Source organism: Bacillus sp. NP247 (genome assembly GCF_018966865.1).
Taxonomy (GTDB): Bacteria; Bacillota; Bacilli; order Bacillales; family Bacillaceae_G; genus Bacillus_A.
In genome coordinates this window covers 2702501-2725236 of record NZ_CP076653.1, presented here as the reverse complement: position 1 = coordinate 2725236, position 22736 = coordinate 2702501, and the positions used below count along the sequence as shown (strand labels likewise).

Below are 22736 nucleotides of genomic sequence, written 5' to 3'. Positions count from 1 at the left end.
AACATAAAGAGCAAGTTACTATATTTTATGCAAATATTTCGGAAAAAGAAAACAGAAAAATGCTTTGGACATGCCAAAGCGACAACATTTTATTGCAGAAATTTTTCATATTCATAATACTCAGGATAAGATGCGAGCGTTTCTTGACACGATTCACAAATCGTTTTTATATATATATTTCCATTCTCATGAAAATGAATCATATCCACTACTTCTTGCTCTGTTAGTTGAAACAAAACGTCGCTATATACTTTTTCTGCGATAATGGAGCCCACATTACTTCCGCAATGTCTACAGTAATAATAACCTTCCATACTAGCCTCCTAAATATCCAATTGCTACTAGTATGGGATAAAACAAAATAAAATATTCCAGATTGTGCGCTTAACTATTAAAAGTATTCATGATTTGGAGAAAAGGTTTATTTAACCATTCCTCACATGCATCTGCTGCATTTTCAATGGATTGATTGACGCCAGATATTTCTTCAGATGTAAAACGTCCTAATACATAATCCACTACTTTCATCCCATTTTTCGGACGATCTATTCCCATGCGGATACGTTGAAATTCTTGTGTTCCTAAATGTGAAATTGTTGATTTCACACCATTATGTCCACCCGCACTACCTTTCATGCGAAGGCGTAATTTACCTACAGGAATATCTAAATCATCGTACATAACAATGAAGTCCTCGACATCAATTTTATAATAATCCATGAGAGGACGGATACTTTCCCCAGATAAATTCATATATGTAAGTGGCTTTAGTAAGATTACTTTTTCCCCATTAACAAAACCTGCGCCAAATATCCCTTTAAACTTTTGTTCATTCAAAGAAATATTCCAACGTTTTGCAAGTTCATCGATCGCCATAAATCCAATATTATGCCTTGTTAATTCATATTCTCTACCTGGGTTCCCAAGTCCTACTATTAATTTCATTCTTGTACCACTACTTTCTTTTTTCGATACGAAAAGACGTAACCAAGCTTGGTTACGTCTCATTCTATCCAATTAATTGAATAATACACTTACAGATTCTTCTTCGTATACACGAATGATTGCTTCTCCGATTAATGGAGCAACTGAAAGTTCATGTACTTTATCAATTTTCTTCTCTTCTGGTAATACAATAGAGTTCGTTACAACTAACTCTTTAATATTCGAATTTTGAATACGCTCAATTGCTGGACCAGATAATACTGGGTGTGTACAGCAAGCATATACTTCAGAAGCACCGTTCTCAACAAGAGCGTTTGCCGCTAATGTAATTGTACCAGCTGTATCAATAATATCATCGATTAAAATTGCTGTTTTGCCTTCGATGTTACCGATAATGTTCATTACCTCTGATACGTTCGGACGAGGACGACGCTTATCAATAATAGCGATTGGCGCTTTTAGGCGATCCGCCATTTTTCTAGCACGAGTTACACCACCGTGATCAGGAGATACGATTACGATATCTTTAAGGCCTTTTGTTTCAAAGTAATCCGAAAGAATCGGTACACCCATTAAGTGGTCGATCGGAATATCAAAGAATCCTTGAATTTGTGGAGCATGTAAATCTAGAGTGATTACACGAGTTGCACCTGCTGTTTCAAGCAAGTTTGCTACAAGTTTCGATGTAATTGGTTCACGAGAACGCGCTTTACGGTCTTGACGCGCATAACCATAGTAAGGAATAACAATATTAATTGTTTTTGCAGATGCACGTTTTAATGCATCAATCATAATAAGTAATTCCATGATATGTTCGTTTACTGGGAAGCTTGTAGATTGAATAATGAATACATCGCAACCACGGATACTTTCTTCAATGTTAATTTGAACTTCTCCATCACTAAAACGATCAACAGAACATTTTCCTAGTCCTACTCCAATATGCTTTGCGATTTGCTCAGCAAGTTCCTTATTAGAGTTTAAAGAGAATACTTTCAAATTAGAATTTAGATATTGAGTCGACATCTAGATTAACCCTCCACATTATGATTTTTTCTTATTCAGCAATTGATCAACATAGTCTTCTTTGTTAACTTGACGTGCACGTGCTACTGATAATGCTTTTGATGGAACATTCTCTGTTATTGTAGAGCCTGCTGCCACATAAGCACCATCTTCAACTGTTACAGGAGCAACAAGGTTTGAATTACATCCAATAAATACCCCGTTACCAATTACAGTTTTAAATTTATTCTTGCCGTCGTAGTTCACCGTAATTGAACCACAACCAAGATTCACGTCTTCTCCAACTTGTGCATCCCCGATATAACTTAAGTGTGAAGCTTTACTTCTATTACCAAAAACAGTCTTTTTGATTTCTACGAAGTTTCCAACGCGCACTTCATCTCCAATAACTGAATCTGGGCGAATATGTGCAAATGGACCAACCGATACTTCTGTACCAAGTTTGCTGTCATGTACAGTAGATTGACGAATTACCGTACGATCTCCAATTTCACTATCACGAATTACTGTATGCGGTCCAATTTCACAATCAGAACCAATTACAGTGTTACCCTCAATAACCGTTCCTGGGTGAAGAACTGTATCACTACCAATAATTGCATCAGCAGAAATATACGTGTTACTTGGATCAATAATTGTAACACCATTTACCATGTTCTTTCGGTTGATACGGTTTTTCATAATAATTTCCGCTTGCGATAGAGCGACTCTGTCGTTAACACCTAACGTTTCATCGAAGTGCTCTGTTTGATAAGCTGATACAATATGACCTTCATTTTTTAAAATTTCAATAACGTCCGGAAGGTAATATTCGCCCTGTACATTATCATTTGAAACTTTAGAAAGTGAAGCAAATAAAGCTTTATTATCAAAACAATACGTACCTGTATTGATTTCTTTAATAGCTAATTCTTTTTCATTTGCATCCTTATGCTCAACAATCTTTTCAACATGACCATTCTCATTACGAACGATACGGCCATATCCAGCAGGCTCTTCTATGTACGCTGTTAGTACCGTCGCCATTGCTCCTGCTTCTTCGTGTTGCTGAAGCAATGCTTCCATCGTTTCAGCAGTTATTAGAGGCGTATCACCACAAATAACTAAAGTTGTTCCTTCTTCATTTGCAAGTACACTTGCAGCTTGATCGACAGCATGAGCTGTACCAAGTTGTTCTGCTTGTAATGCAAACTCACTTACGTTTCCTAGCTGTTCTTGTACTTTTTCAGCACCATGTCCAACGACTGTTACAAGTTTCTGCAATCCTAATTGAGATACTTCATTGACTACATGTTGTACCATTGGTTTTCCACATACAGGATGCAGCACTTTGTATAGCTTGGACTTCATACGTGTGCCTTTACCTGCAGCTAGAATCACTGCAAATCTGTTTGACATATAGACCCTCCATCGCAACCTATTTATCCATTAACGATATTATCCTAAATCATCATATATTTCAAGAAACACATTTTAACTATTAAATTTTACCATAATTCTTATACGATGTTTTACTCTTTAGTATCTTTTTTAAGAAATAAGCTATACTATTTAAAATGATTTTCAAAAAATTAGAAGTTTCTTCTCTTTTTCTAAACGGATTTCGAATTTTACGAATACAAATTATATGAAATCAAAAAAAAACAAACTCCTGTAAATGCTTACAGGAGTTTGCTACAAAATTATAAGACTTTCTTTCAAAAGCCCTTTTCATTCGAATTTTACGAAGCGCCTGCTTCTTCAAACTCAACCTCTTCCAACTCGCCTAAACGATGATACTCTGTTAAAACCGCATCTTGAATTTTAGAGCGTGTATTAGAATTAATTGGATGTGCAATGTCACGGAATTCTCCATCTGGAGTACGTTTACTTGGCATTGCTACAAATAATCCATTATTACCATCAATTACACGAATATCATGAACAACAAATTCATGGTCTAGAGTAATAGAGGCAATTGCTCTCATGCGGCCTTCTGTGTTTACGCGGCGTAATCTTACGTCAGTCACTTCCATCTTGTGTTCACCACCCTTTTCTAAATAAGCGATATATTTGTATAAATTCCACAAATTTTCTATTTTCCCTTTAATTTTTTAAAAATTTTTAAGATAAAAATTTTTATTGTAATTGAATATAAGGATTAGTAGAGGTTATCGCTTACAAAGAGTTACTTAACTAGGGCAATTACTTCGATTTCAACAGAAACATCTTTCGGTAATTTTGCTACTTGTACACAAGAACGCGCTGGTTTATGAGTAGAGAAATAAGAACCGTATACTTCATTAACAGCATTAAAATCATCCATGTCCTTTAAGAATACTGTTGTTTTTACCACTGTATCAAATGAAGCGCCTGCTTCTGCTAATACCGCTTGTAAATTTTCAAATACTTGCTCTGTTTGTACTGTTACATCTCCTGTTACAAGTTCTCCACTTGCCGTTAACGGAATTTGTCCTGAACTATAGAACATATTATTTACAATAATCCCTTGTGAATATGGTCCGATTGCTTGTGGTGCTTTGCTTGTTTGAACAACTTTCATACTTTTCACCCTTTTATTATTTATTTTTACTATTTAAAAATAGTGCACTAAAGTCTGTTTGTCCATCTATTTTACAATTTATCAAAAAGGATAAAAAAAAGGATAAAAAAAAGATAAAGCTATTCGCTTTACCTTTTTATTCAGCCTCTACAAGCCCTTCATCAAATGGTGCAAGTGAATAGTTCCCTTTTTCCACATGAATTGCTTTTTCTTTCACATCAACTTCTGAAAGACGGATTAATGATACAAAGTTATTAATAAGTCTTTCCTCGATATCTGTGGATTCTACTAATACGCCAATACCAACAACATTAGCTTTAAACTCTTCTAGCATGCTCATCATACCTTGAATTGTTCCGCCTGCTTTCATGAAGTCATCAATAATTAAAACATTGGAACCTTCTGGAAGGCTACGTTTTGCTAACGTCATTGTTTGGATTCGCTTAGAGGAACCTGATACATAGTTAATACTAACAGTGGGTCCTTCTGTTACCTTATTATCTTTTCTAGCAATTACTACCGGTACATCTAAGTAGTTCGCCACTGCATAAGCAAGTGGAATTCCTTTTGTCGCTACCGTCATAACTGCGTCAATTGATTGCCTAGCAAAAACCGAAGCGAACAAACGACCCGCGCCATTAATTTGACGAGGATTACTTAAAAGATCCGTCATATATAAGTAACCGCCAGGCAAAATACGATCCGGATTTTCAAATAAGCTACAAAGCTCATTAATAATCAGATTTGCCTCCTCTTCACTTATATATGGAATATATTTCACTCCTCCTGCTGCTCCTGGTACCGTTTGCAATGTGCCGACTCCTTGTTGCTCAAACGTTTGCTTAATAATAACTAAATCTTCACTAATGGAAGATTTAGCCGATTGATACCTTTCAGCAAAAAAAGTGAGAGAAACTAGCTGACGAGGATTTTGTAACAAGTAATAAGTCAGATCAACCAATCTTGTACTTCGTCTAATTTTCACACTCTCACCTCAAATCACGAATATTCTAAACAAATCATACCGTATTATACGTCTTTATTCAAGCGTTTCTCGCTCTCCTAATAAACGAACTGCATATACTTGTTCGCAAAATCCCTTTAATCCGTTATATATACGATGCATTCGCGAATCATGGTGTACAAGACCAAATACAGTTGGACCACTTCCACTCATTAATACGGCATCTGCACCGAAGCGTTTCATCTGTGCTTTAATACGTGCAACCTCAGGATGCATCACAAACGTCACATCTTCTAAAACGTTACCAACAGTATCACAAATTCCTTTATAGTCCCCGTCATTAATGACTTTAACCATTTTATCTACATTTGGATGTGTAACACGATTCAATTTTAAATTTCCGTATACGTCAGCAGTAGATACACCAATATGAGGCTTTGCTAAAATAACCCAACAAGAAGGTGGAGTTTTTATATGTTCAATTTTTTCTCCTCTTCCAGTGGCAACTGCAGTTCCGCCATATACACAGAAAGTTACATCTGACCCAATTTCTGCGCCCAGCTCTGCTAATTCCTCAATTGTCAGCCCTAAATTCCATAACTTATTAAGGCCACGTAATGTCGCTGCTGCATCACTACTTCCACCTGCTAATCCAGCGGCTACTGGAATCGTTTTTTCAATAGTAATAGATACACCTTTTTTTACATTAAACTTCTCTTTTAATAATTTCGCTGCTTGATAAGCTAAATTGCGTTGGTCGTCTGGGACATACCGATTATGGGACAAAATTTCAATACGGTCTTCTGCTAATTCCATTAGCTCTAAACGATCTGCTAAGTCGATTGTTGTCATAATCATTTTCACTTCATGATATCCATCTTGTCTTTTTCCCAGTACATCTAACGACAAATTAATCTTTGCTGGTGCTTTCACTAGTAGCTTCAATCTATTCACCCACTCTATGTACTCAATCTTTTATCGTTTATTTTACCATAAATTTATAGTAAGACGATGAAACTTCCCTAATTATAACGAAAAGCATTCAGAATGAAACTACTTATGTCAAATGATGGCACCTTTTAGCGTGCAAAAAGCCGAGGAATCTCTCCTCGGCTACCGTAGCATAGAAAGTATCTTACAACTACTGGTTTCGTTTCATTAATTGCTGTTCTGCAATTTCTATAGCACGTTTCACCATATTACCAGCATCTTTCGCACGAATTCCGCCCCATCCTTCTTTCTGAACAACATCATAAAAGCCAAGCTCTTTTGCCAGCTCTTCTTTAAATTGATTTGACATGACTCCTCTTCGTCTACTCAATGCAGAGTCCCTCCTTATTTTGCTACGGTATAATTAGTATGCAAAATAATATAGCTTTTCATTTGTGGGAATATATGTAACGAATAACATATTAATTATAAAATGCTTCATTATGGGGTTCATCGTAAAATGTTAACTCTACTGTCTCTGTTAAAACATCTGCATAACTATACGATACACGTTGCAATGCGTCTTCTTGCTGATCTAATTGTACAACAAAGACAGAACGATACGTTTCTGCAAGTACACCCGATTGCTCTACAGTTTTTCTTCTTCCACTATTCGCCTTTAACATTAGTCGCTGTCCAAGATGGTGATCTAATTCGTTTTTAATATCATCTAAACGTTTTGACATATCCCTTGCTACACCTCGCTGTAATTTAGATTGAACACTTAAAACACGATATATCTATCCCAATTATTAACCGCAATTTACAGACAATATCATTATAAAAGCATCATGCGTTCGAATAGATAGAAGAAATACTATATTGTAAAAGTATCATTGTATAGTCTGCACGTTCTTGCAGTTTTTTATCCAAATTTCTTCAAATCATTCCAGCATAAAGAAGCAAGATACGTATGTACCTTGCTCATTCTTCATAATGTTGAAAGGGTAATCCTGTTCGTAAAATCCCTCTCGTTTCAATCCCACCCAATCCCTTTTCACCAGTAATTGTATTACGCACAACGTCCCATACATTGACTCTTTCCATAAATGAAGTAAAGCTAATTTTACCAACTACATATACAGGATCTAGAGCATGAATATTAATTCTAGACGGTGAACTAGCAAAATTAGCACCCGCTCGAATCAACGCCTCAAAGTGTGATTGACAAGCCCCAGCAAAAATAACGAGTTGATCTAATGATGGATACTTTTTTCGCACTTCTCGAACAGCCTGTACAAAATGTCTAGAATGTCTATACGCTGCTAAATCTCCCATAGCTCCTTTTGACTTTGTATATGCATCATGCCCTGTAATAACTAAAATGTCTGGGCGAAAATGATCTATTAAGTCTACTACCTTTTCATGCATCTCCGTTTCCTTACAATGAATACCTTGAACAGGAACGCCTATTTTATTATATAAATCTAAGCACTTGCGCAAATATAAAGGATCCCCATCTATATGCAATACACGCCCAGGCATTTGAAAATAATTCACTTCACTTGTATATCCACCAGTTGAAGTATGTTCATGTCTTTGTTTCATCAAAACGTAATCTTGCTGAAACAACCGGTAAGTACGCTCCATTGTTTCTTTTTCACGCTTCACTCTTTTTTTATGTTCTCGTTGATCTATACTAATTAAATCTGCAAGTGGCGCATCCGCCACAAGTCTAATTTCCTCTCCAAATAATATTGCTATCTCGCCTTTTATTTCTATAATACGAAAAAGAATATCCCTATTATAAGAATATCGTTCAACTAATTCTCCAACATGTAAAGCCATTCTCCTACCTCCAAACTCGTTAGGCCATCTTACCTGTTTTTAAAGTATGAATTTAGGAAAGGAAAGGTGACAAAAGGGACAGTTCAAGTTGAACTGTCCCTTTCATATTCTTATGACAATTTATGAAGAATTAATGCATTACTTAATGTTGCAAACTCCTCGATAGATAGCGTTTCGCCTCTTCGTTTTGGATCAATTCCTACTTCTGTTAAAATTCGATCCAACAGCTCTTTATCTTTCGGGAAACCATTTAAATTATTTGATAAATTATTCATTAAAGTTTTACGACGCTGTGCAAAACTTGCTCGTACTACTTCAAAGAAGAATGTCTCATCTGTTACTTCTACAACTGGTTTCGGACGCTTCAGGAGACGAATAATCGCAGAATCAACATTTGGTTGTGGCACAAACACTGTACGCGGTACAGTCATAACTGTTTCTACCTCTGTATAATACTGAATAGCAATGGATAAAGAACCATACTCTTTCGTTCCTGGTTTAGCAGCTAAACGATCTCCAACTTCTTTTTGCATCATAACAACAAATCCACGAACCGGTAATTTTTCTTCAAGCAATTTAAATAAAATTGGCGTTGTAATATAGTATGGTAAGTTAGCTACTACCATTACATCTTGTCCTTCTTCAAATTGCTCACTAAACACTTCATGTACATCTGCTTTTAGTACATCTTTATTTATAACTGTAACGTTGCTATATGGAGCTAATGTCTCGTCCAAAATTGGTAATAATCTCTGATCAATTTCAAAAGCCACTACTTTTTTTGCACGCTTCGCTAATTGTTCTGTTAACGCACCGATACCTGGCCCAATTTCAATTGCACCACTTTCCGAACCGATCTCAGCGTGATCGACAATACGATTTAATACATTCGTATCAATTAAAAAATTTTGTCCTAAACTTTTTTTGAATGAAAATCCGTACTTTTCAACAATGTCTTTCGTACGATTTGGCGTTGCGATATCCTTCATTTTCTTTCCTCCTGTATGACTTGCTTATAAGCTTCTGCAAATGCTTCTTTTGAAACTTGAAACATTTGTAAACGTTTATGTAACTGTTTTGCGTTTGTATAACCAATCTTTAATAGCTTACCCATTCTTTCCCTGCGACTCTTTGCCATTTCTCCGCCCACTAAGCCTGCATCGACTAGATCGCTCCAACTAATTTCACTTGTGTAAGCTTCCATTTCTTCATGTATATTCTCTAAAGCACGGCGAATTGATTCATTAGAAGCATGTTCAATTCCGACACCCTTTTTCCTTTTAGCAAGTGCTTCTTCCTTCGGTAAAAAAGCATGCTTACATCCAGGAACCTTATCAGAAATAATTTTTCTAATACGCTCTCCGGGATAATCCGGATCTGTGAAAATAATAACGCCTCGTTTTTGCAGCGCTAATTTAACTTGCTCAATAACATGATCACCGATTGCTGAACCGTTCGTTTCAATTGTATCCGCATCAACAGCACGTTTAATCGCAACTGTATCATCTTTACCTTCTACAACGATAATCTCTTTAATTTTCATGCTTGCCTCCACACTCGTTTCATCTCTACTTAGTAAAACAAAAAAATGGTGACTTTTCCATTATTATTTTCCCAATCTTACATTTTAAAAAGTAGAAGAGAAAAATCTTTGTTCACTACCCTTATTGTAACACTTCTATCTCCATCTTAATTTTTCCACAATATTTCTACACTTATGTTATGAGTAAATAGTAGGTTCTTATCATTTCTACTATCGCTCTTCTCAAAAAATAAAAAAAGAATGGGACTCCCCATTCTTTTTTATTCAACACCAAATAAGGCTTTGGCATTCTTTGTTGTTATTTGTGCTACTTCGTCATAAGAAATTCCTTTTAAATTCGCAATTTCTTCTGCTACCAGTTTTACATAACTCGGTTCATTTCGTTTCCCTCGAAATGGATGTGGTGTTAAATATGGACAATCTGTCTCTATCAATAATTTTTCTAACGGAATCTCCATAGCAACTTCTTTCGGTTTCTTCGCATTTTTAAACGTTACTGGTCCACCTAATGAAATTAAAAAATTCATATCGACACATCGCTGCGCTACTTCTACACTACCGCTAAAGCAATGCATAATGCCTCCTACCTCAGCTGCATTCTCTTCCTCTAGGATATCAACAATATCTTGAGTTGCATCGCGGTTATGTATAATAATCGGTAATTTCACCTTTTTCGCTAATGCAATTTGTTTACGGAATACTTCCTTCTGTATTTCTTTTGGAGACTTATCCCAGTGATAATCTAAGCCCATTTCTCCAAGTGCAACGACTTTAGGATGGGAAGCAAGTTCTTCTAACCAAGCTAAATGTTCTTCCGTCATGTCGATTGCATCAACTGGATGCCATCCAACCGCAGCGTAAATAAAATCATAAGTTTCAGCTAATTCAATCGCCTTTTTTATCGTTACTTCATCAAATCCAACAACAACTGTATATGTAACTCCCGCTTCTTTCATTCTCGCGATAACTTCTTGTAAATCTTCTTCAAATTGCTCTGCATTTAAATGTGAATGTGTATCAAACAACATAATAAATAACTCCTTTTATATTGAAATCAATTCTCTCATAGAAAAACTACACTCTTTCTAACTTAACGATAACAATACTACAATTTTAATGCAAAAAAAGGAAATTTAAAAAGAAAAAAGACGCTTCACCAATGTTACACGTGAAACATCTCTTTTCTTGTCTCAATTACTTGATTTTTGTACCGTTTGGCAAATTTTGGTCAATTGATGCTAATGACAATACGCCATTCTCTTCACCTGCTAAAATCATACCTTGTGATAATTCACCACGTAATTTTACAGGTTTTAAATTCGTTACACAAATAACCTTTTTACCTTTTAGTTCTTCTGGGGAATAGAATTTAGCAATCCCAGAAACCACTTGACGCTTCTCTGTACCTAAATCAAGCTGAATTTTTAACAACTTATCTGCTTTTTTCACAGGTTCAGCGGATATTACTTCAGCTACTCGTAATTCTACTTTAAAGAAATCATCAATTGTAATTTCTTCTGCCTTTGGTTCTTCTACTTTTTTCTCCTCTACTTTAGGAGCAGAACCTTGCATTTGTTCTTTAATATACCCCACTTCTACTTCCATTTCCAAACGAGGGAAAATAGGGTTTCCTTTTTCTACTTTTGTTCCAGCTGGAATACATCCAATTGTAGATAGGCTTTCCCAAGATTTATGCGTCTCTTCAGTAAGTCCAAGTTGAGCAAACATCTTACTTGGTGCTACTGTTAGGAATGGCATAAGCATAATACCTGTTTGACGAAGTACCTCAGCTAAGTGGGCCATTACAGACGCAAGTTTTTCACGATCATTCTCATCCTTGGCTAATACCCATGGCTGCGTTTCATCAATATATTTGTTCGTACGGCTAACTAATTGCCAAATGGAACTTAGCGCTACAGAGAATTCCATATTCTCCATTGCCTCTTCTACTTTTTTCAATGTATCTTTGGCAAATGTCACTAGCGTTTCATCGAACTCAGTTACATTTTCTTTAAATGCAGGGATTTCTCCGTTAAAGTATTTATCAATCATAGCTACTGTACGATTTAATAAGTTCCCTAAATCATTCGCTAAATCAAAGTTGATTCGTTCAACAAATCCTTCTGGTGTGAATACTCCATCAGATCCAAATGGAACTTCGCGAAGTAAGTAGTAACGCAATGCATCCAATCCGTAACGATCAATTAGTGTAACTGGATCTACTACGTTTCCTTTTGACTTACTCATTTTTCCATCCTTCATTAAAATCCAGCCATGGGCAAAGACTTTCTTCGGAAGTGGTAAATCTAAAGCCATTAAAATAATTGGCCAATAAATTGTATGGAAACGAACGATTTCTTTCCCAACTAAATGGACATCTGCTGGCCAGAATTTTTTATACTTCTCTTCATTTTCTGTTCCATATCCTAATGCAGTAATGTAATTAGACAACGCATCTACCCATACGTAAATAACGTGTTTGGGGTTACCTGGAACACGAACTCCCCAGTCAAATGAAGTACGAGAAACAGCTAAATCTTCTAATCCTGGTTTAATGAAGTTATTAATCATTTCATTTTTACGGGACTCCGGCTGAATGAAATGAGGGTTATCTTCATAGAACTTTAATAGTCGGTCTACATATTTACCCATTCTAAAGAAATAAGATTCTTCGCGAACAAGTTCTACAGCGTGGCCACTATCTGGGCTTTTTCCACCAACTACTTTATCACCTTCCATAATTGGATCTACTAATTGATGCGCTGTATAGAATGTTTCATCTTGTACAGAATACCAACCTTCATATTCATCAAGATAAATATCGCCTTGATCTACTAGCTGTTTGAAGATTTTCTCAACAACATCTTTATGACGATCTTCAGTTGTACGAATAAAATCATCATAAGAGATATCCATCTTCTCCCAAAGTTCTTTAATCCCTGATACAATGTTATCCACATATGCTTGTGGTGTAACATTTAGTTCTTCTGCTTTCTTTTGGATCTTCTGTCCATGCTCATCAGTTCCTGTTAAATAATGAACATTATATCCTTGCATACGCTTATATCGTGCCATCGCATCTCCTGCTACTGTCGTATAAGCATGTCCAATGTGTAACTTTCCACTTGGATAATAAATTGGGGTAGTAATATAAAAGGACTTATTTTCCTCTTTCATCGTTTTGGACCTCCCGAATAACCTCATATGTATTTATAAACAGTATATCAAAAACTCATATATAAAGTGAAACTTTAATCCATAGTTGTGTTCATCCCCCATGGATTATCAGCCCACACCAATCAGGCTTTTACGAGCAGCCCGACTCCCACTTAACTTCTTTGCTCCGGCTAAATTTTGAGGTGGGAGTCTTACTGCTCACAAATAGCGGGATAAAAACCAGTTAATGTTCGATATCTTTATCATCTATTACTCATATTCAAAAAAATATACAATATTTTTCTAAAAAGTATAAATATTATAAAAAAAACAATACGAAACAATTATAGAAATGACTCACATTCTATTATATATAAGAAGTATAAAAATCTATAAATCTTTTTTTAAAATATAGAATTTAAGAATTGACGGAAATGTAAATGATTGGTATCATATGTCCATAGGGTATTTTGTCGAAAAATGACGAATCAAAAAAATAGACTCGAAACTTATAAACTATTTATCTAGGAGGAAAAGAATTATGAAATCTACTGGTATCGTTCGTAAAGTTGATGAATTAGGTCGTGTAGTAATTCCAATCGAATTACGCCGTACTTTAGGTATTGCAGAAAAGGATGCTCTTGAAATCTACGTTGATGACGAAAAAATCATCTTAAAGAAATATAAGCCAAACATGACTTGCCAAGTAACTGGTGAAGTATCTGATGGTAACTTATCTTTAGCTGAAGGTAAAATTATCTTAAGTAAAGAAGGCGCTGAACAGGTCTTAAACGAACTTCAAGATTATATCGAAACAGCAAAATAAGCTTCTCAATTATGAGAAGCTTATTTTTTATCAACATGATAGATTTGATATATATCACGTTTCGACAAATCTCGGTCTTTAGCGACTGTTTTAATCGCTTCTTTTGAATTCATACCTTTTTCATTTATATAATGTTCAATATGATTATATACTGAAATAGCTTCCCACCATTGTTCTTCTTGAGTAGGTTCTTCTGTTGAACCCGCTACTAAAATACAAAACTCACCACGAACTTCATTTTGCTTCGTCCACTCAATCGCTTCTTCAATTGTTCCACGAATAAACTCTTCAAATTTTTTCGTTAGCTCACGACATAATACGATTTCCCTATTTCCTAATACTTCTTGCATAGAGATTAAAGTGTCATCTAAACGATGTGGCGCCTCGTAAAACATCATTGTAGTTGGAATATAGCGTAGTTTTTCTAATTCAAGCTTACGTCCCTTTTTATTTCTTTGCAGGAAACCATAGAAATAAAAATGTTTTGTCTCAAGTCCTGATGCAATTAATGCTGTAAGAGCTGCATTTGCCCCAGGAAGCGGGATAACATGATATTGTTCTGCTACAGCCTCTACAACGATATCATAACCAGGATCTGAAATACATGGCATACCAGCATCGCTCACAATGGCTACAGTCTTACCTTCTTCTAACTTATCTAAAATTTTCTGTCCACTTACTCCTTTATTATGCTCATGATAACTCATAACTGGTGTTTCAATTTCAAAATAATTACAAAGCTTCTTCGTTTGCCTTGTATCTTCCGCAGCAATAAGATCTGCCTCTTTTAAAATTCGGATTGCACGAAATGTCATATCCTCTAAATTTCCGATTGGAGTCGGTACTAAATATAAAACTCCCTTTTCATTTTGCTGAAAGCTTTTTTGCTGCCACATAGCGTTCTCCTTTTTGCATATATTCTTCTTTTTGTTTCCTCGTTAACTGTTTAAAGTGATATTCAGCTTGCATAGCTGTTCGTTTATCCTCATGACCCTCTACATATTTTAAACTAACTGGAAGCCTAGCGCGTGTATATCTAGCACCTTTTCCACTATTATGGGTCTGAATCCGTTTTTCTATATGATTTGTATATCCAGCATAATAACTTCCATCAGAACACTCCACCACATAAAAACAATGCTTATTCTTCTCCATATAAAATTGAACGAAGCTCCTTTGTATATTCGTTGTTTTCTTCATATACAAAAAGAGGTGGTAAGATTTTCAAGTCTGCATTCCCATCCTTAATTCCTTCAATTAACAATGTATTCGCTTCTTTACCAGCCTTAGGATAAACAAATCGCACACGTTTCGGTTCGATTTTGTATTTACGCATTAATGTGACGATGTCAAGCAAACGACCTGGACGATGTACAAATGCTACTTTCCCACCCTGTTTCACTAACTGGCTACTTGCATATACAACATCCTCTAATGTGCACATAATTTCATGACGAGCTATCGCTAAATGTTCATTGATATTCTTCTCAGAAGTTTGTGGTGTTTGAAAATAGGGAGGATTACATGTTACAACATCATATTGATGACGTCCAAGTTTCTCCGACATATCTTTCAAATCTCCATGGATTAAATGAATTCTTTCTTCTAAGTTATTGTATTGAACACTTCTTATACCCATATCATATAAGCGCTCTTGAATTTCTACACCTGTAATTTTCCCTTTTGTCCTTGTACTTAATAAAAGAGGGATAACTGCGTTACCTGTACACAAATCAAGTAAATTACCTTTTTGAATTGGCACCCAAGCAAAATCTGCAAGTAAAACAGCATCCAAAGAAAAATTAAATACTGATGGACTTTGTACAATCTTCATATCTTGCGCTAATAAGTAATCTAAACGCTCATCTTCATATAAATTCATATATTGCTCCCTTTCTTACACTTAACCTACCCTATTTCATCCTCTATTAATGTAAAAATAAATTTCATTCTACTCTCATGTATAAAAAATTACCTTTCCAATTATATTGGAAAGGTAATCTCACTTTTTATTTAAAAATGACAGACAGAATAAACAATCTCCCTCTTTACGTACACTTCCATAATGTAGATTGCAAATATGAAAACCTTCTTGATATAGTCTTGCTAGGTTATCATAACCTTCACCAATATCTGTCTTCGCCTTCATTTCTTTGCGTTTTTGAGTTTTTTGTTTTTCCTTGTTCTGCACTTCTTCAAAACGATGTCGCAAATTTTCATTTTCCATTTTTATATGTTGGTTTTCTTCCAATAATTCTGCAAGATGTTGTTTTAATTCTCCCAACTGTTTGTATAAATGTCCAATTTGCTCTTCCATACTCGAAACCGATGCAAAAATATCCTTTTTCTCCACAAGCACCCACCTCATTAATCTGTGGTTTGACTCGAAACGACCCCTTTATTAATTAATTCATCTAACGTATATTCTACTATCCGTTCCTTGTCTACTAGTTCCACTTGAATTAATCTTTCTAAAATATTTAATCCGATAACACGGCCAGTACCCTGCGGTGTTTGTATACGTTGATCTAAATCAGGAAGTTGTTCCTTTGCTGCCTCATATTCATCATTCTCATATTTTAAGCAACACATTAAGCGACCACATAAACCAGAGATTTTTGCAGGATTTAATGATAAATTTTGATCCTTTGCCATTTTAATGGATACAGGTTCAAAATCTCCTAAAAAAGTAGAACAACAAAGCATACGACCGCATGGACCAATACCACCAAGCATTTTTGCTTCGTCACGAACGCCTATCTGTCTCAGCTCAATTCTTGTCCTAAAAATTGCCGCTAAGTCTTTCACTAGTTCCCGGAAATCAATCCGACCATCCGCAGTAAAGTAAAAAATAATCTTATTACGATCGAACGTATACTCTACATCTACAAGCTTCATATCAAGATTATGTTCTCCTACCTTTTGTTGACAAACTTGATATGCTTCTTTCGCAGCATACCTATTCTCTTCAACAATGGTACGATCATTTTCATTTGCAATACGAATAACTTTTTTAAGCGGTAATACAACGTCGTTTTCATCAACTTGCTTTTTGGTAATAACTACTTTTCCGTATTCAATACCTCTTACCGTTTCTACAATTACAAACTCATTTTCTGAGATATCGAACTGATTTGGATCAAAGTAATATACCTTTCCGGCCTTCTTAAAGCGAACACCTACTACATCATACAAAACGGTCATCCCTCCTGCAACCGCAACACTAACTGTTCGAACACAAGCTGCGCATTTACATTAGCGTTGATTCTATTTTTTGCCTCTAATATATTAAAGAGAGCTGATACAATGCGCTTCTGAGCATAAGAAAAGGATTCAAACATCTCTTTCTGCTCATGAAAAACAAGACGATCTTCTTCTCCAAGTTGAACATATAATAAATCCTTATAAATAAGGAGTAACATATCTAAGCCTTGCTGTAATTGTTCTTTCTCTCCAAAGTGCTTCCCCCATTTTTCTTGTACAAAAAAAATAGAGGCCTTATCTTTTTCGAGCGCTTCACATAATTTTATCACTAAAGCTCTCGCTTGTGCAAACCATTCATCATTACACATTAATAAAGCTTCTTCAAAACTATTCGTAAGCTGCGCAGCAAGTGTAGATAAAGAAACTGTAATACCTTCTTCCTCTAACCTCTTAATTAAAGATTCTGTAGGCAACGGCCTAAACGTAACAACTTGACAACGAGATAAGATTGTATTTAAAATCTGATGACTTTGTTCAGTAAGTAAAATAGCTGTTGTATCACTACTTGGTTCTTCTAAAAACTTTAAGAGCGTGTTCGCTGCATTTGCTGTCATACGATCTGCATGCTCAATAATATATACTTTTTTATTTGCTTCTAATCCTGTTTTTGAAAACTCTTCTTGTAAATCATGAATTTGCTGCTTTTTAATAGATAATCCATCTGGTTTTACAATATGTAAGTTTGGGTAGTTACCTGAATCAATTCGGCGACAATTCGTACATACATGACAAGGCTCTACACCATTTCTTTGTGAACAGAGAAAACTTTTTGCCATTTGAATTGCTGTGGCGAACTTCCCAGTCCCTTTCCCTCCCTCTAACAAGTAAGCGTGGGATATACGCTCTTTTGCAATGCTATTCATCAACATTTTGACACCGATGGGCTGTATAACAGAAAGCTGCTCCCACGTATTTATCATACTGCATACCTCACTTATTTCATTCTTTCCTTCTATTATAACAATTTACCTTCTATAATCTGAACAACTTCTTCTATAAGTTTTTTCATTGGTTGATCAGCATTTACTAATACAATGCGATTAGAGAAACGCTCTACAACTTGTAAATACCCTTCACGCACACGTTTATGGAAAGAGATATCTTCCATATCTAGTCGATTTACTTCACGTCCTGCATCTTTTTCAATTCGTGCTAAACCTACCTCTGGCTCAATATCTAAATAGATTGTTAAACTAGGCATACAATCTTCCGTTGCGAAACGATTAATTTCAAATACTTTATCCATACCTAAGCCTCTTGCATATCCTTGATACGCTAAAGAGCTATCTATAAAACGATCACATAGTACAAGATAGTTTTCCTCAAGTGCTGGCATAACTTTTTCCACTAAATGTTGTCTACGTGCAGCAGCATATAAAAGCGCCTCTGTACGTGCCTCCATCATCGTATACTCTTGTTTATGTAAAATTGTTCTAATATCTTCAGAAATTGCAATACCACCCGGTTCCCTGGTCGCCATTACCTTTTGTTCCTTTTGCTCAAAATATGGTAATAAACTTTTAATTAATGTTGTTTTACCCGAACCTTCTGGCCCTTCAATTGTTACAAATAATCCCTTCATCCTAAAACCTACTTTCTATATCATACACGTTCATATATTTCGTACTACCTTGGAAACGAGCCCCTGTTTTCTCTAAATGAGTAATTTGCTTTGTATGTCCTTGAGTAATTCTCTCTCCATACATGATTAATGGAATTCCAGGTGGATACGGAATCACCATTTCTGCAGCTATCATACCAACGGCTTCTTCTATAGATACTAACTTCGTTTCGTATCTCTCTAATTGTTTATACGTATACGGTAAAGGAGAAATCTCCCCTTTATAAGTATAAACAATTGATGCTGTCTTGTCTTTTACCTTATATTGCTGCAAAGCTACTCGGATTATCTCTATAGCTTTCATATACCCCTCATTTACTTGTAACGGTAATATAAATAGGACGTTATATGGATCTGCCATTTCCGTATATATACCGACCTTTTCAAATACAGACTGTAATTCATACCCCGATAACTGACAGCGAGTTTGCACCGTAACCTTTAATTCATCTTGCGATGGATATTGCAAGATGGCTATTTGTGGGATAGATCGCAATCCTTCTTTAAATCGGCGTAAAAACTCAACGATTTCATCATGACCCTCTTCCTTTATAACTGCTATTGCAAAACGTGCTATATCAAGAGAAGCCATAATTGGATACGATGGGCTACTAGATTGTAGCATAGTTAAATAGGAAGAAACTTTTTTTTCGCTCACCAGACGGCTATTTATATGTAAATAAGATCCCATTGTCATCGCAGGTAATGTTTTATGGGCGGAATGAACCACAATATCCGCACCATAAACTAATGCTGACTTCGGGAAGGGATCCCCTATACAAAAATGTGCCCCATGGGCTTCATCTACTAGAACAGGAATTTTATGTGCATGTGCGTAAGCGATACTTGCCTCTAAATCAATTCCCATACCATAGTAATTAGGATGTGTTAAAATAAGTGCTTTTGCATTTGGATACTTTGTAATTGCCTCCTTAATAATTTCATCATGAACACCTACTGGTACGTTATGTACTTCATCAATCCATGGATTTAAAAAGACCGGATTAGCCCCTACTAATTTCAAACCATTAATGATTGATTTATGACAATTTCTTTGTACGAGGACAATATCATGTTCGCTGCAGCAAGACAAAATCATTGCTAAATTTCCAACTGTTGAACCATTAATTAAAAAATAACTTTTGTGCACGCCATATACTTCAGCTAATAATTGCTGTGCTTCATCTATACATTCAAACGGACTATGTAAATCATCTAATCCTGTTAACTCTGTTACATCAATCGATAATATGTCCTTAAACCCCCCTGAAGCTTTCTCTGGGAAGTTTAAACCATTCTTATGACCTGGAACATGAAAAGATAGTAGTCGCCTTTCTTTAAATTCCATTAATGCCTCATATAAAGGCATACGATTTTGATTCATATATATCTCTTCCTTATTATTTATTCTGTATCTATTATACAGATATTAGGGCAAAAAAAATAATAGGCATAATGCCTATTTAAAAATATGATACTTCTAATTTTCGCAGTTGTTTTAAATAATGTATATACTTCGGATCATTTGTCTCAGTATTCACCAGATTTCTTTCGCACTCGTAACATATTAAATTATTATATACATATATTCCTTCTTCTCTTTTTGTCTCACAAACGATACAAATTTCACTTGGTAATTTCATAATCTTTCCTCCCTTTTTAAATAAACATATTATATACCTCTATTCCTTAACAAATTTCCGGAAAATATACATCAGTTTCTTATATAATATGATTTACTCTTGGGCAACGTGTTTGTATTACTTATGTATTCCCTTTACTTCTTTCGTGCACTGTTTAAAAACAAAAAAACACAAGTCAAAAGACTTGTGTTTTTATCTTGCTTGGCGACGTCCTACTCTCACAGGGACAAGGTCCCAACTACCATCGGCGCTAGAGAGCTTAACTTCCGTGTTCGGTATGGGAACGGGTGTGACCTCTCTGCCATCATCACCAAACTATGAAGGCATATTCCTTCAAAACTAGATAACATTTGCTTCATATTATATGGTTAAGTCCTCGATCTATTAGTATTCGTCAGCTCCACATGTCACCATGCTTCCACCTCGAACCTATCAACCTGATCATCTTTCAGGGATCTTACTAGCTTACGCTATGGGAAATCTCATCTTGAGGGGGGCTTCATGCTTAGATGCTTTCAGCACTTATCCCTTCCGCACATAGCTACCCAGCTATGCCCTTGGCAGAACAACTGGTACACCAGCGGTGCGTCCATCCCGGTCCTCTCGTACTAAGGACAGCTCCTCTCAAATTTCCTACGCCCACGACGGATAGGGACCGAACTGTCTCACGACGTTCTGAACCCAGCTCGCGTACCGCTTTAATGGGCGAACAGCCCAACCCTTGGGACCGACTACAGCCCCAGGATGCGATGAGCCGACATCGAGGTGCCAAACCTCCCCGTCGATGTGGACTCTTGGGGGAGATAAGCCTGTTATCCCCGGGGTAGCTTTTATCCGTTGAGCGATGGCCCTTCCATGCGGAACCACCGGATCACTAAGCCCGACTTTCGTCCCTGCTCGACTTGTAGGTCTCGCAGTCAAGCTCCCTTATGCCTTTGCACTCTACGAATGATTTCCAACCATTCTGAGGGAACCTTTGGGCGCCTCCGTTACACTTTAGGAGGCGACCGCCCCAGTCAAACTGCCCACCTGACACTGTCTCCCGGGTCGATAAGACCCGTAGGTTAGAATTTCAATACAGTCAGGGCGGTATCCCACCAGCGCCTCCACCGAAGCTAGCGCTCCGGTTTCAATGGCTCCCGCCTATCCTGTACAAACTGTACCAAAATTCAATATCAGGCTACAGTAAAGCTCCACGGGGTCTTTCCGTCCTGTCGCGGGTAACCTGCATCTTCACAGGTACTATAATTTCACCGAGTCTCTGGTTGAGACAGTGCCCAAATCGTTACACCTTTCGTGCGGGTCGGAACTTACCCGACAAGGAATTTCGCTACCTTAGGACCGTTATAGTTACGGCCGCCGTTTACTGGGGCTTCAGTTCAGAGCTTCGCTTACGCTAACCCCTCTCCTTAACCTTCCAGCACCGGGCAGGTGTCAGCCCCTATACTTCGCCTTACGGCTTCGCAGAGACCTGTGTTTTTGCTAAACAGTCGCTTGGGCCTATTCACTGCGGCTTTCCGTTAAGAAAGCACCCCTTCTCCCGAAGTTACGGGGTCATTTTGCCGAGTTCCTTAACCAGAGTTCTCTCGCACACCTTAGGATTCTCTCCTCGCCTACCTGTGTCGGTTTGCGGTACAGGCACCTTTTATCTCGCTAGAAGCTTTTCTTGGCAGCGGGGAATCAAAGACTTCGCTCCATAAGGAGCTTCCCCATCACAGCTCAGCCTTCACGATAAGCGGATTTGCCTACTTATCAGCCTAACTGCTTGGACGTGCACAACCAATCGCACGCTTCTTCTATCCTTCTGCGTCCCTCCATTGCTCAAACGATAAAGAGGTGGTACAGGAATATCAACCTGTTGTCCATCGCCTACGCCTGTCGGCCTCGGCTTAGGTCCTGACTAACCCTGAGCGGACGAGCCTTCCTCAGGAAACCTTAGGCATTCGGTGGACGGGATTCTCACCCGTCTTTCGCTACTCATACCGGCATTCTCACTTCTAAGCGCTCCACCAGTCCTTCCGGTCTGACTTCACTGCACTTAGAACGCTCCCCTACCACTGATACCATTGGTATCAATTCGCAGCTTCGGTGGTGTATTTAGCCCCGGTACATTTTCGGCGCAGAGTCACTCGACTAGTGAGCTATTACGCACTCTTTAAATGGTGGCTGCTTCTGAGCCAACATCCTAGTTGTCTAAGCAACTCCACATCCTTTTCCACTTAATACACACTTTGGGACCTTAGCTGGCGATCTGGGCTGTTTCCCTCTTGACTACGGATCTTATCACTCGCAGTCTGACTCCTAAGGATAAGTCATTGGCATTCGGAGTTTGACTGAATTCGGTAATCCGATGAGGACCCCTAGTTCAATCAGTGCTCTACCTCCAAGACTCTTACACTTAAGGCTAGCCCTAAAGCTATTTCGGGGA

General features: G+C 37.0%; 25 protein-coding genes and 2 rRNA genes (1 of these 27 cut by a window edge). 1 reads left to right on the top strand and 26 read right to left on the bottom strand.

Annotation, left to right across the window (positions count from 1 at the left end):
• Positions 1–89 precede the first annotated feature (89 nt).
• The 15 genes from KPL75_RS14330 to metG all read right to left on the bottom strand — a co-directional run bounded on the left by KPL75_RS14330 (position 90) and on the right by metG (position 12975).
• Entirely contained in the window at positions 90–314 is a 225-nt protein-coding gene (locus tag KPL75_RS14330) for an anti-sigma-F factor Fin family protein (protein WP_002091576.1), read from the bottom strand.
• 70 nt (positions 315–384) lie between these two features.
• Complete coding sequence (gene pth, locus KPL75_RS14325) at positions 385–945, bottom strand: aminoacyl-tRNA hydrolase (protein WP_309137455.1); 561 nt, start codon at positions 943–945, stop codon at positions 385–387.
• 72 nt (positions 946–1017) lie between these two features.
• Positions 1018–1971 (bottom strand): ribose-phosphate diphosphokinase, encoded by a 954-nt coding sequence (locus KPL75_RS14320; RefSeq protein WP_000107420.1) that lies wholly within the window; start codon positions 1969–1971, stop codon positions 1018–1020.
• 18 nt (positions 1972–1989) lie between these two features.
• Entirely contained in the window at positions 1990–3369 is a 1380-nt protein-coding gene (gene glmU, locus KPL75_RS14315; protein WP_002091584.1) for a bifunctional UDP-N-acetylglucosamine diphosphorylase/glucosamine-1-phosphate N-acetyltransferase GlmU, read from the bottom strand.
• Between the two features lie 323 nt (positions 3370–3692).
• Positions 3693–3986 (bottom strand): septation regulator SpoVG, encoded by a 294-nt coding sequence (gene spoVG, locus KPL75_RS14310; RefSeq protein ID WP_000454042.1) that lies wholly within the window; start codon positions 3984–3986, stop codon positions 3693–3695.
• A 152-nt stretch (positions 3987–4138) separates the two neighbouring features.
• The gene (locus KPL75_RS14305; RefSeq protein WP_000869819.1) at positions 4139–4513 is read right to left on the bottom strand and encodes a RidA family protein; all 375 of its coding nucleotides are present in this window, start codon (positions 4511–4513) and stop codon (positions 4139–4141) included.
• 136 nt (positions 4514–4649) lie between these two features.
• Positions 4650–5498, bottom strand: a complete 849-nt coding sequence (gene purR / locus KPL75_RS14300) for a pur operon repressor (protein ID WP_098786679.1) — start codon at positions 5496–5498, stop codon at positions 4650–4652.
• A 54-nt stretch (positions 5499–5552) separates the two neighbouring features.
• Positions 5553–6422, bottom strand: coding sequence for a 4-(cytidine 5'-diphospho)-2-C-methyl-D-erythritol kinase (gene ispE / locus KPL75_RS14295; RefSeq protein ID WP_219916797.1), 870 nt, complete (start codon positions 6420–6422; stop codon positions 5553–5555).
• Positions 6423–6618: 196 nt separating this feature from the next.
• Positions 6619–6798, bottom strand: a complete 180-nt coding sequence (gene sspF / locus KPL75_RS14290; RefSeq protein WP_002094215.1) for an acid-soluble spore protein SspF — start codon at positions 6796–6798, stop codon at positions 6619–6621.
• A gap of 91 nt (positions 6799–6889) precedes the next feature.
• Positions 6890–7153 (bottom strand): biofilm formation stimulator Veg, encoded by a 264-nt coding sequence (gene veg, locus KPL75_RS14285; protein ID WP_000044339.1) that lies wholly within the window; start codon positions 7151–7153, stop codon positions 6890–6892.
• Positions 7154–7391: 238 nt separating this feature from the next.
• Positions 7392–8255 carry a sporulation peptidase YabG gene (gene yabG / locus KPL75_RS14280; protein ID WP_219916796.1) on the bottom strand — a complete coding sequence of 288 codons (864 nt, stop codon included), beginning with the start codon at positions 8253–8255 and terminating at the stop codon, positions 7392–7394.
• 110 nt (positions 8256–8365) lie between these two features.
• Positions 8366–9244 (bottom strand): 16S rRNA (adenine(1518)-N(6)/adenine(1519)-N(6))-dimethyltransferase RsmA, encoded by an 879-nt coding sequence (gene rsmA / locus KPL75_RS14275; RefSeq protein WP_002091590.1) that lies wholly within the window; start codon positions 9242–9244, stop codon positions 8366–8368.
• On the bottom strand, positions 9241–9798 hold the full coding sequence (rnmV, locus tag KPL75_RS14270; RefSeq protein ID WP_048562636.1) for a ribonuclease M5: 558 nt from the start codon (positions 9796–9798) through the stop codon (positions 9241–9243). Before rnmV ends, rsmA begins: the two co-directional genes overlap by 4 nt.
• 260 nt (positions 9799–10058) lie before the next feature.
• Complete coding sequence (locus KPL75_RS14265) at positions 10059–10826, bottom strand: TatD family hydrolase (RefSeq protein WP_219916795.1); 768 nt, start codon at positions 10824–10826, stop codon at positions 10059–10061.
• Positions 10827–10992: 166 nt separating this feature from the next.
• Positions 10993–12975, bottom strand: coding sequence for a methionine--tRNA ligase (gene metG / locus KPL75_RS14260; protein ID WP_258236929.1), 1983 nt, complete (start codon positions 12973–12975; stop codon positions 10993–10995).
• A gap of 520 nt (positions 12976–13495) precedes the next feature.
• Here metG and KPL75_RS14255 point away from each other — a divergent pair.
• Positions 13496–13780 (top strand): transition state genes transcriptional regulator AbrB, encoded by a 285-nt coding sequence (locus KPL75_RS14255; RefSeq protein WP_000843037.1) that lies wholly within the window; start codon positions 13496–13498, stop codon positions 13778–13780.
• A 20-nt stretch (positions 13781–13800) separates the two neighbouring features.
• Here the strand turns inward: KPL75_RS14255 and rsmI are convergent, their stop codons facing one another.
• From rsmI to KPL75_RS14200, 11 genes are all read right to left on the bottom strand, one after another.
• Positions 13801–14676, bottom strand: a complete 876-nt coding sequence (gene rsmI / locus KPL75_RS14250; RefSeq protein ID WP_219916793.1) for a 16S rRNA (cytidine(1402)-2'-O)-methyltransferase — start codon at positions 14674–14676, stop codon at positions 13801–13803.
• Positions 14645–14935, bottom strand: a complete 291-nt coding sequence (locus KPL75_RS14245) for a GIY-YIG nuclease family protein (RefSeq protein ID WP_219916792.1) — start codon at positions 14933–14935, stop codon at positions 14645–14647. The genes rsmI and KPL75_RS14245 overlap by 32 nt, the downstream gene beginning before the upstream one ends.
• Positions 14922–15662: a tRNA1(Val) (adenine(37)-N6)-methyltransferase gene (locus tag KPL75_RS14240; protein WP_219916791.1), complete on the bottom strand. Its 741-nt coding sequence runs from the start codon at positions 15660–15662 to the stop codon at positions 14922–14924. The genes KPL75_RS14245 and KPL75_RS14240 overlap by 14 nt, the downstream gene beginning before the upstream one ends.
• A gap of 120 nt (positions 15663–15782) precedes the next feature.
• Positions 15783–16133, bottom strand: a complete 351-nt coding sequence (gene yabA / locus KPL75_RS14235; protein ID WP_002009639.1) for a DNA replication initiation control protein YabA — start codon at positions 16131–16133, stop codon at positions 15783–15785.
• A gap of 14 nt (positions 16134–16147) precedes the next feature.
• Complete coding sequence (locus tag KPL75_RS14230) at positions 16148–16975, bottom strand: PSP1 domain-containing protein (protein WP_219916790.1); 828 nt, start codon at positions 16973–16975, stop codon at positions 16148–16150.
• A 5-nt stretch (positions 16976–16980) separates the two neighbouring features.
• Positions 16981–17964: a DNA polymerase III subunit delta' gene (gene holB, locus KPL75_RS14225; RefSeq protein ID WP_113938530.1), complete on the bottom strand. Its 984-nt coding sequence runs from the start codon at positions 17962–17964 to the stop codon at positions 16981–16983.
• Between the two features lie 35 nt (positions 17965–17999).
• A complete protein-coding gene (gene tmk / locus KPL75_RS14220) occupies positions 18000–18626 on the bottom strand; it encodes a dTMP kinase (protein WP_219916789.1) in 627 nt (208 codons plus the stop codon).
• Between the two features lies 1 nt (position 18627).
• A complete protein-coding gene (locus KPL75_RS14215) occupies positions 18628–20049 on the bottom strand; it encodes an aminotransferase class I/II-fold pyridoxal phosphate-dependent enzyme (protein ID WP_219916788.1) in 1422 nt (473 codons plus the stop codon).
• A 79-nt stretch (positions 20050–20128) separates the two neighbouring features.
• Positions 20129–20308: a sigma factor G inhibitor Gin gene (locus KPL75_RS14210; RefSeq protein WP_002107281.1), complete on the bottom strand. Its 180-nt coding sequence runs from the start codon at positions 20306–20308 to the stop codon at positions 20129–20131.
• Between the two features lie 199 nt (positions 20309–20507).
• Positions 20508–20623: ribosomal RNA gene (rrf, locus tag KPL75_RS14205) — 5S ribosomal RNA — on the bottom strand.
• 49 nt (positions 20624–20672) lie between these two features.
• Positions 20673–22736, bottom strand: a 23S ribosomal RNA gene (locus tag KPL75_RS14200); it runs 858 nt beyond the window's last position.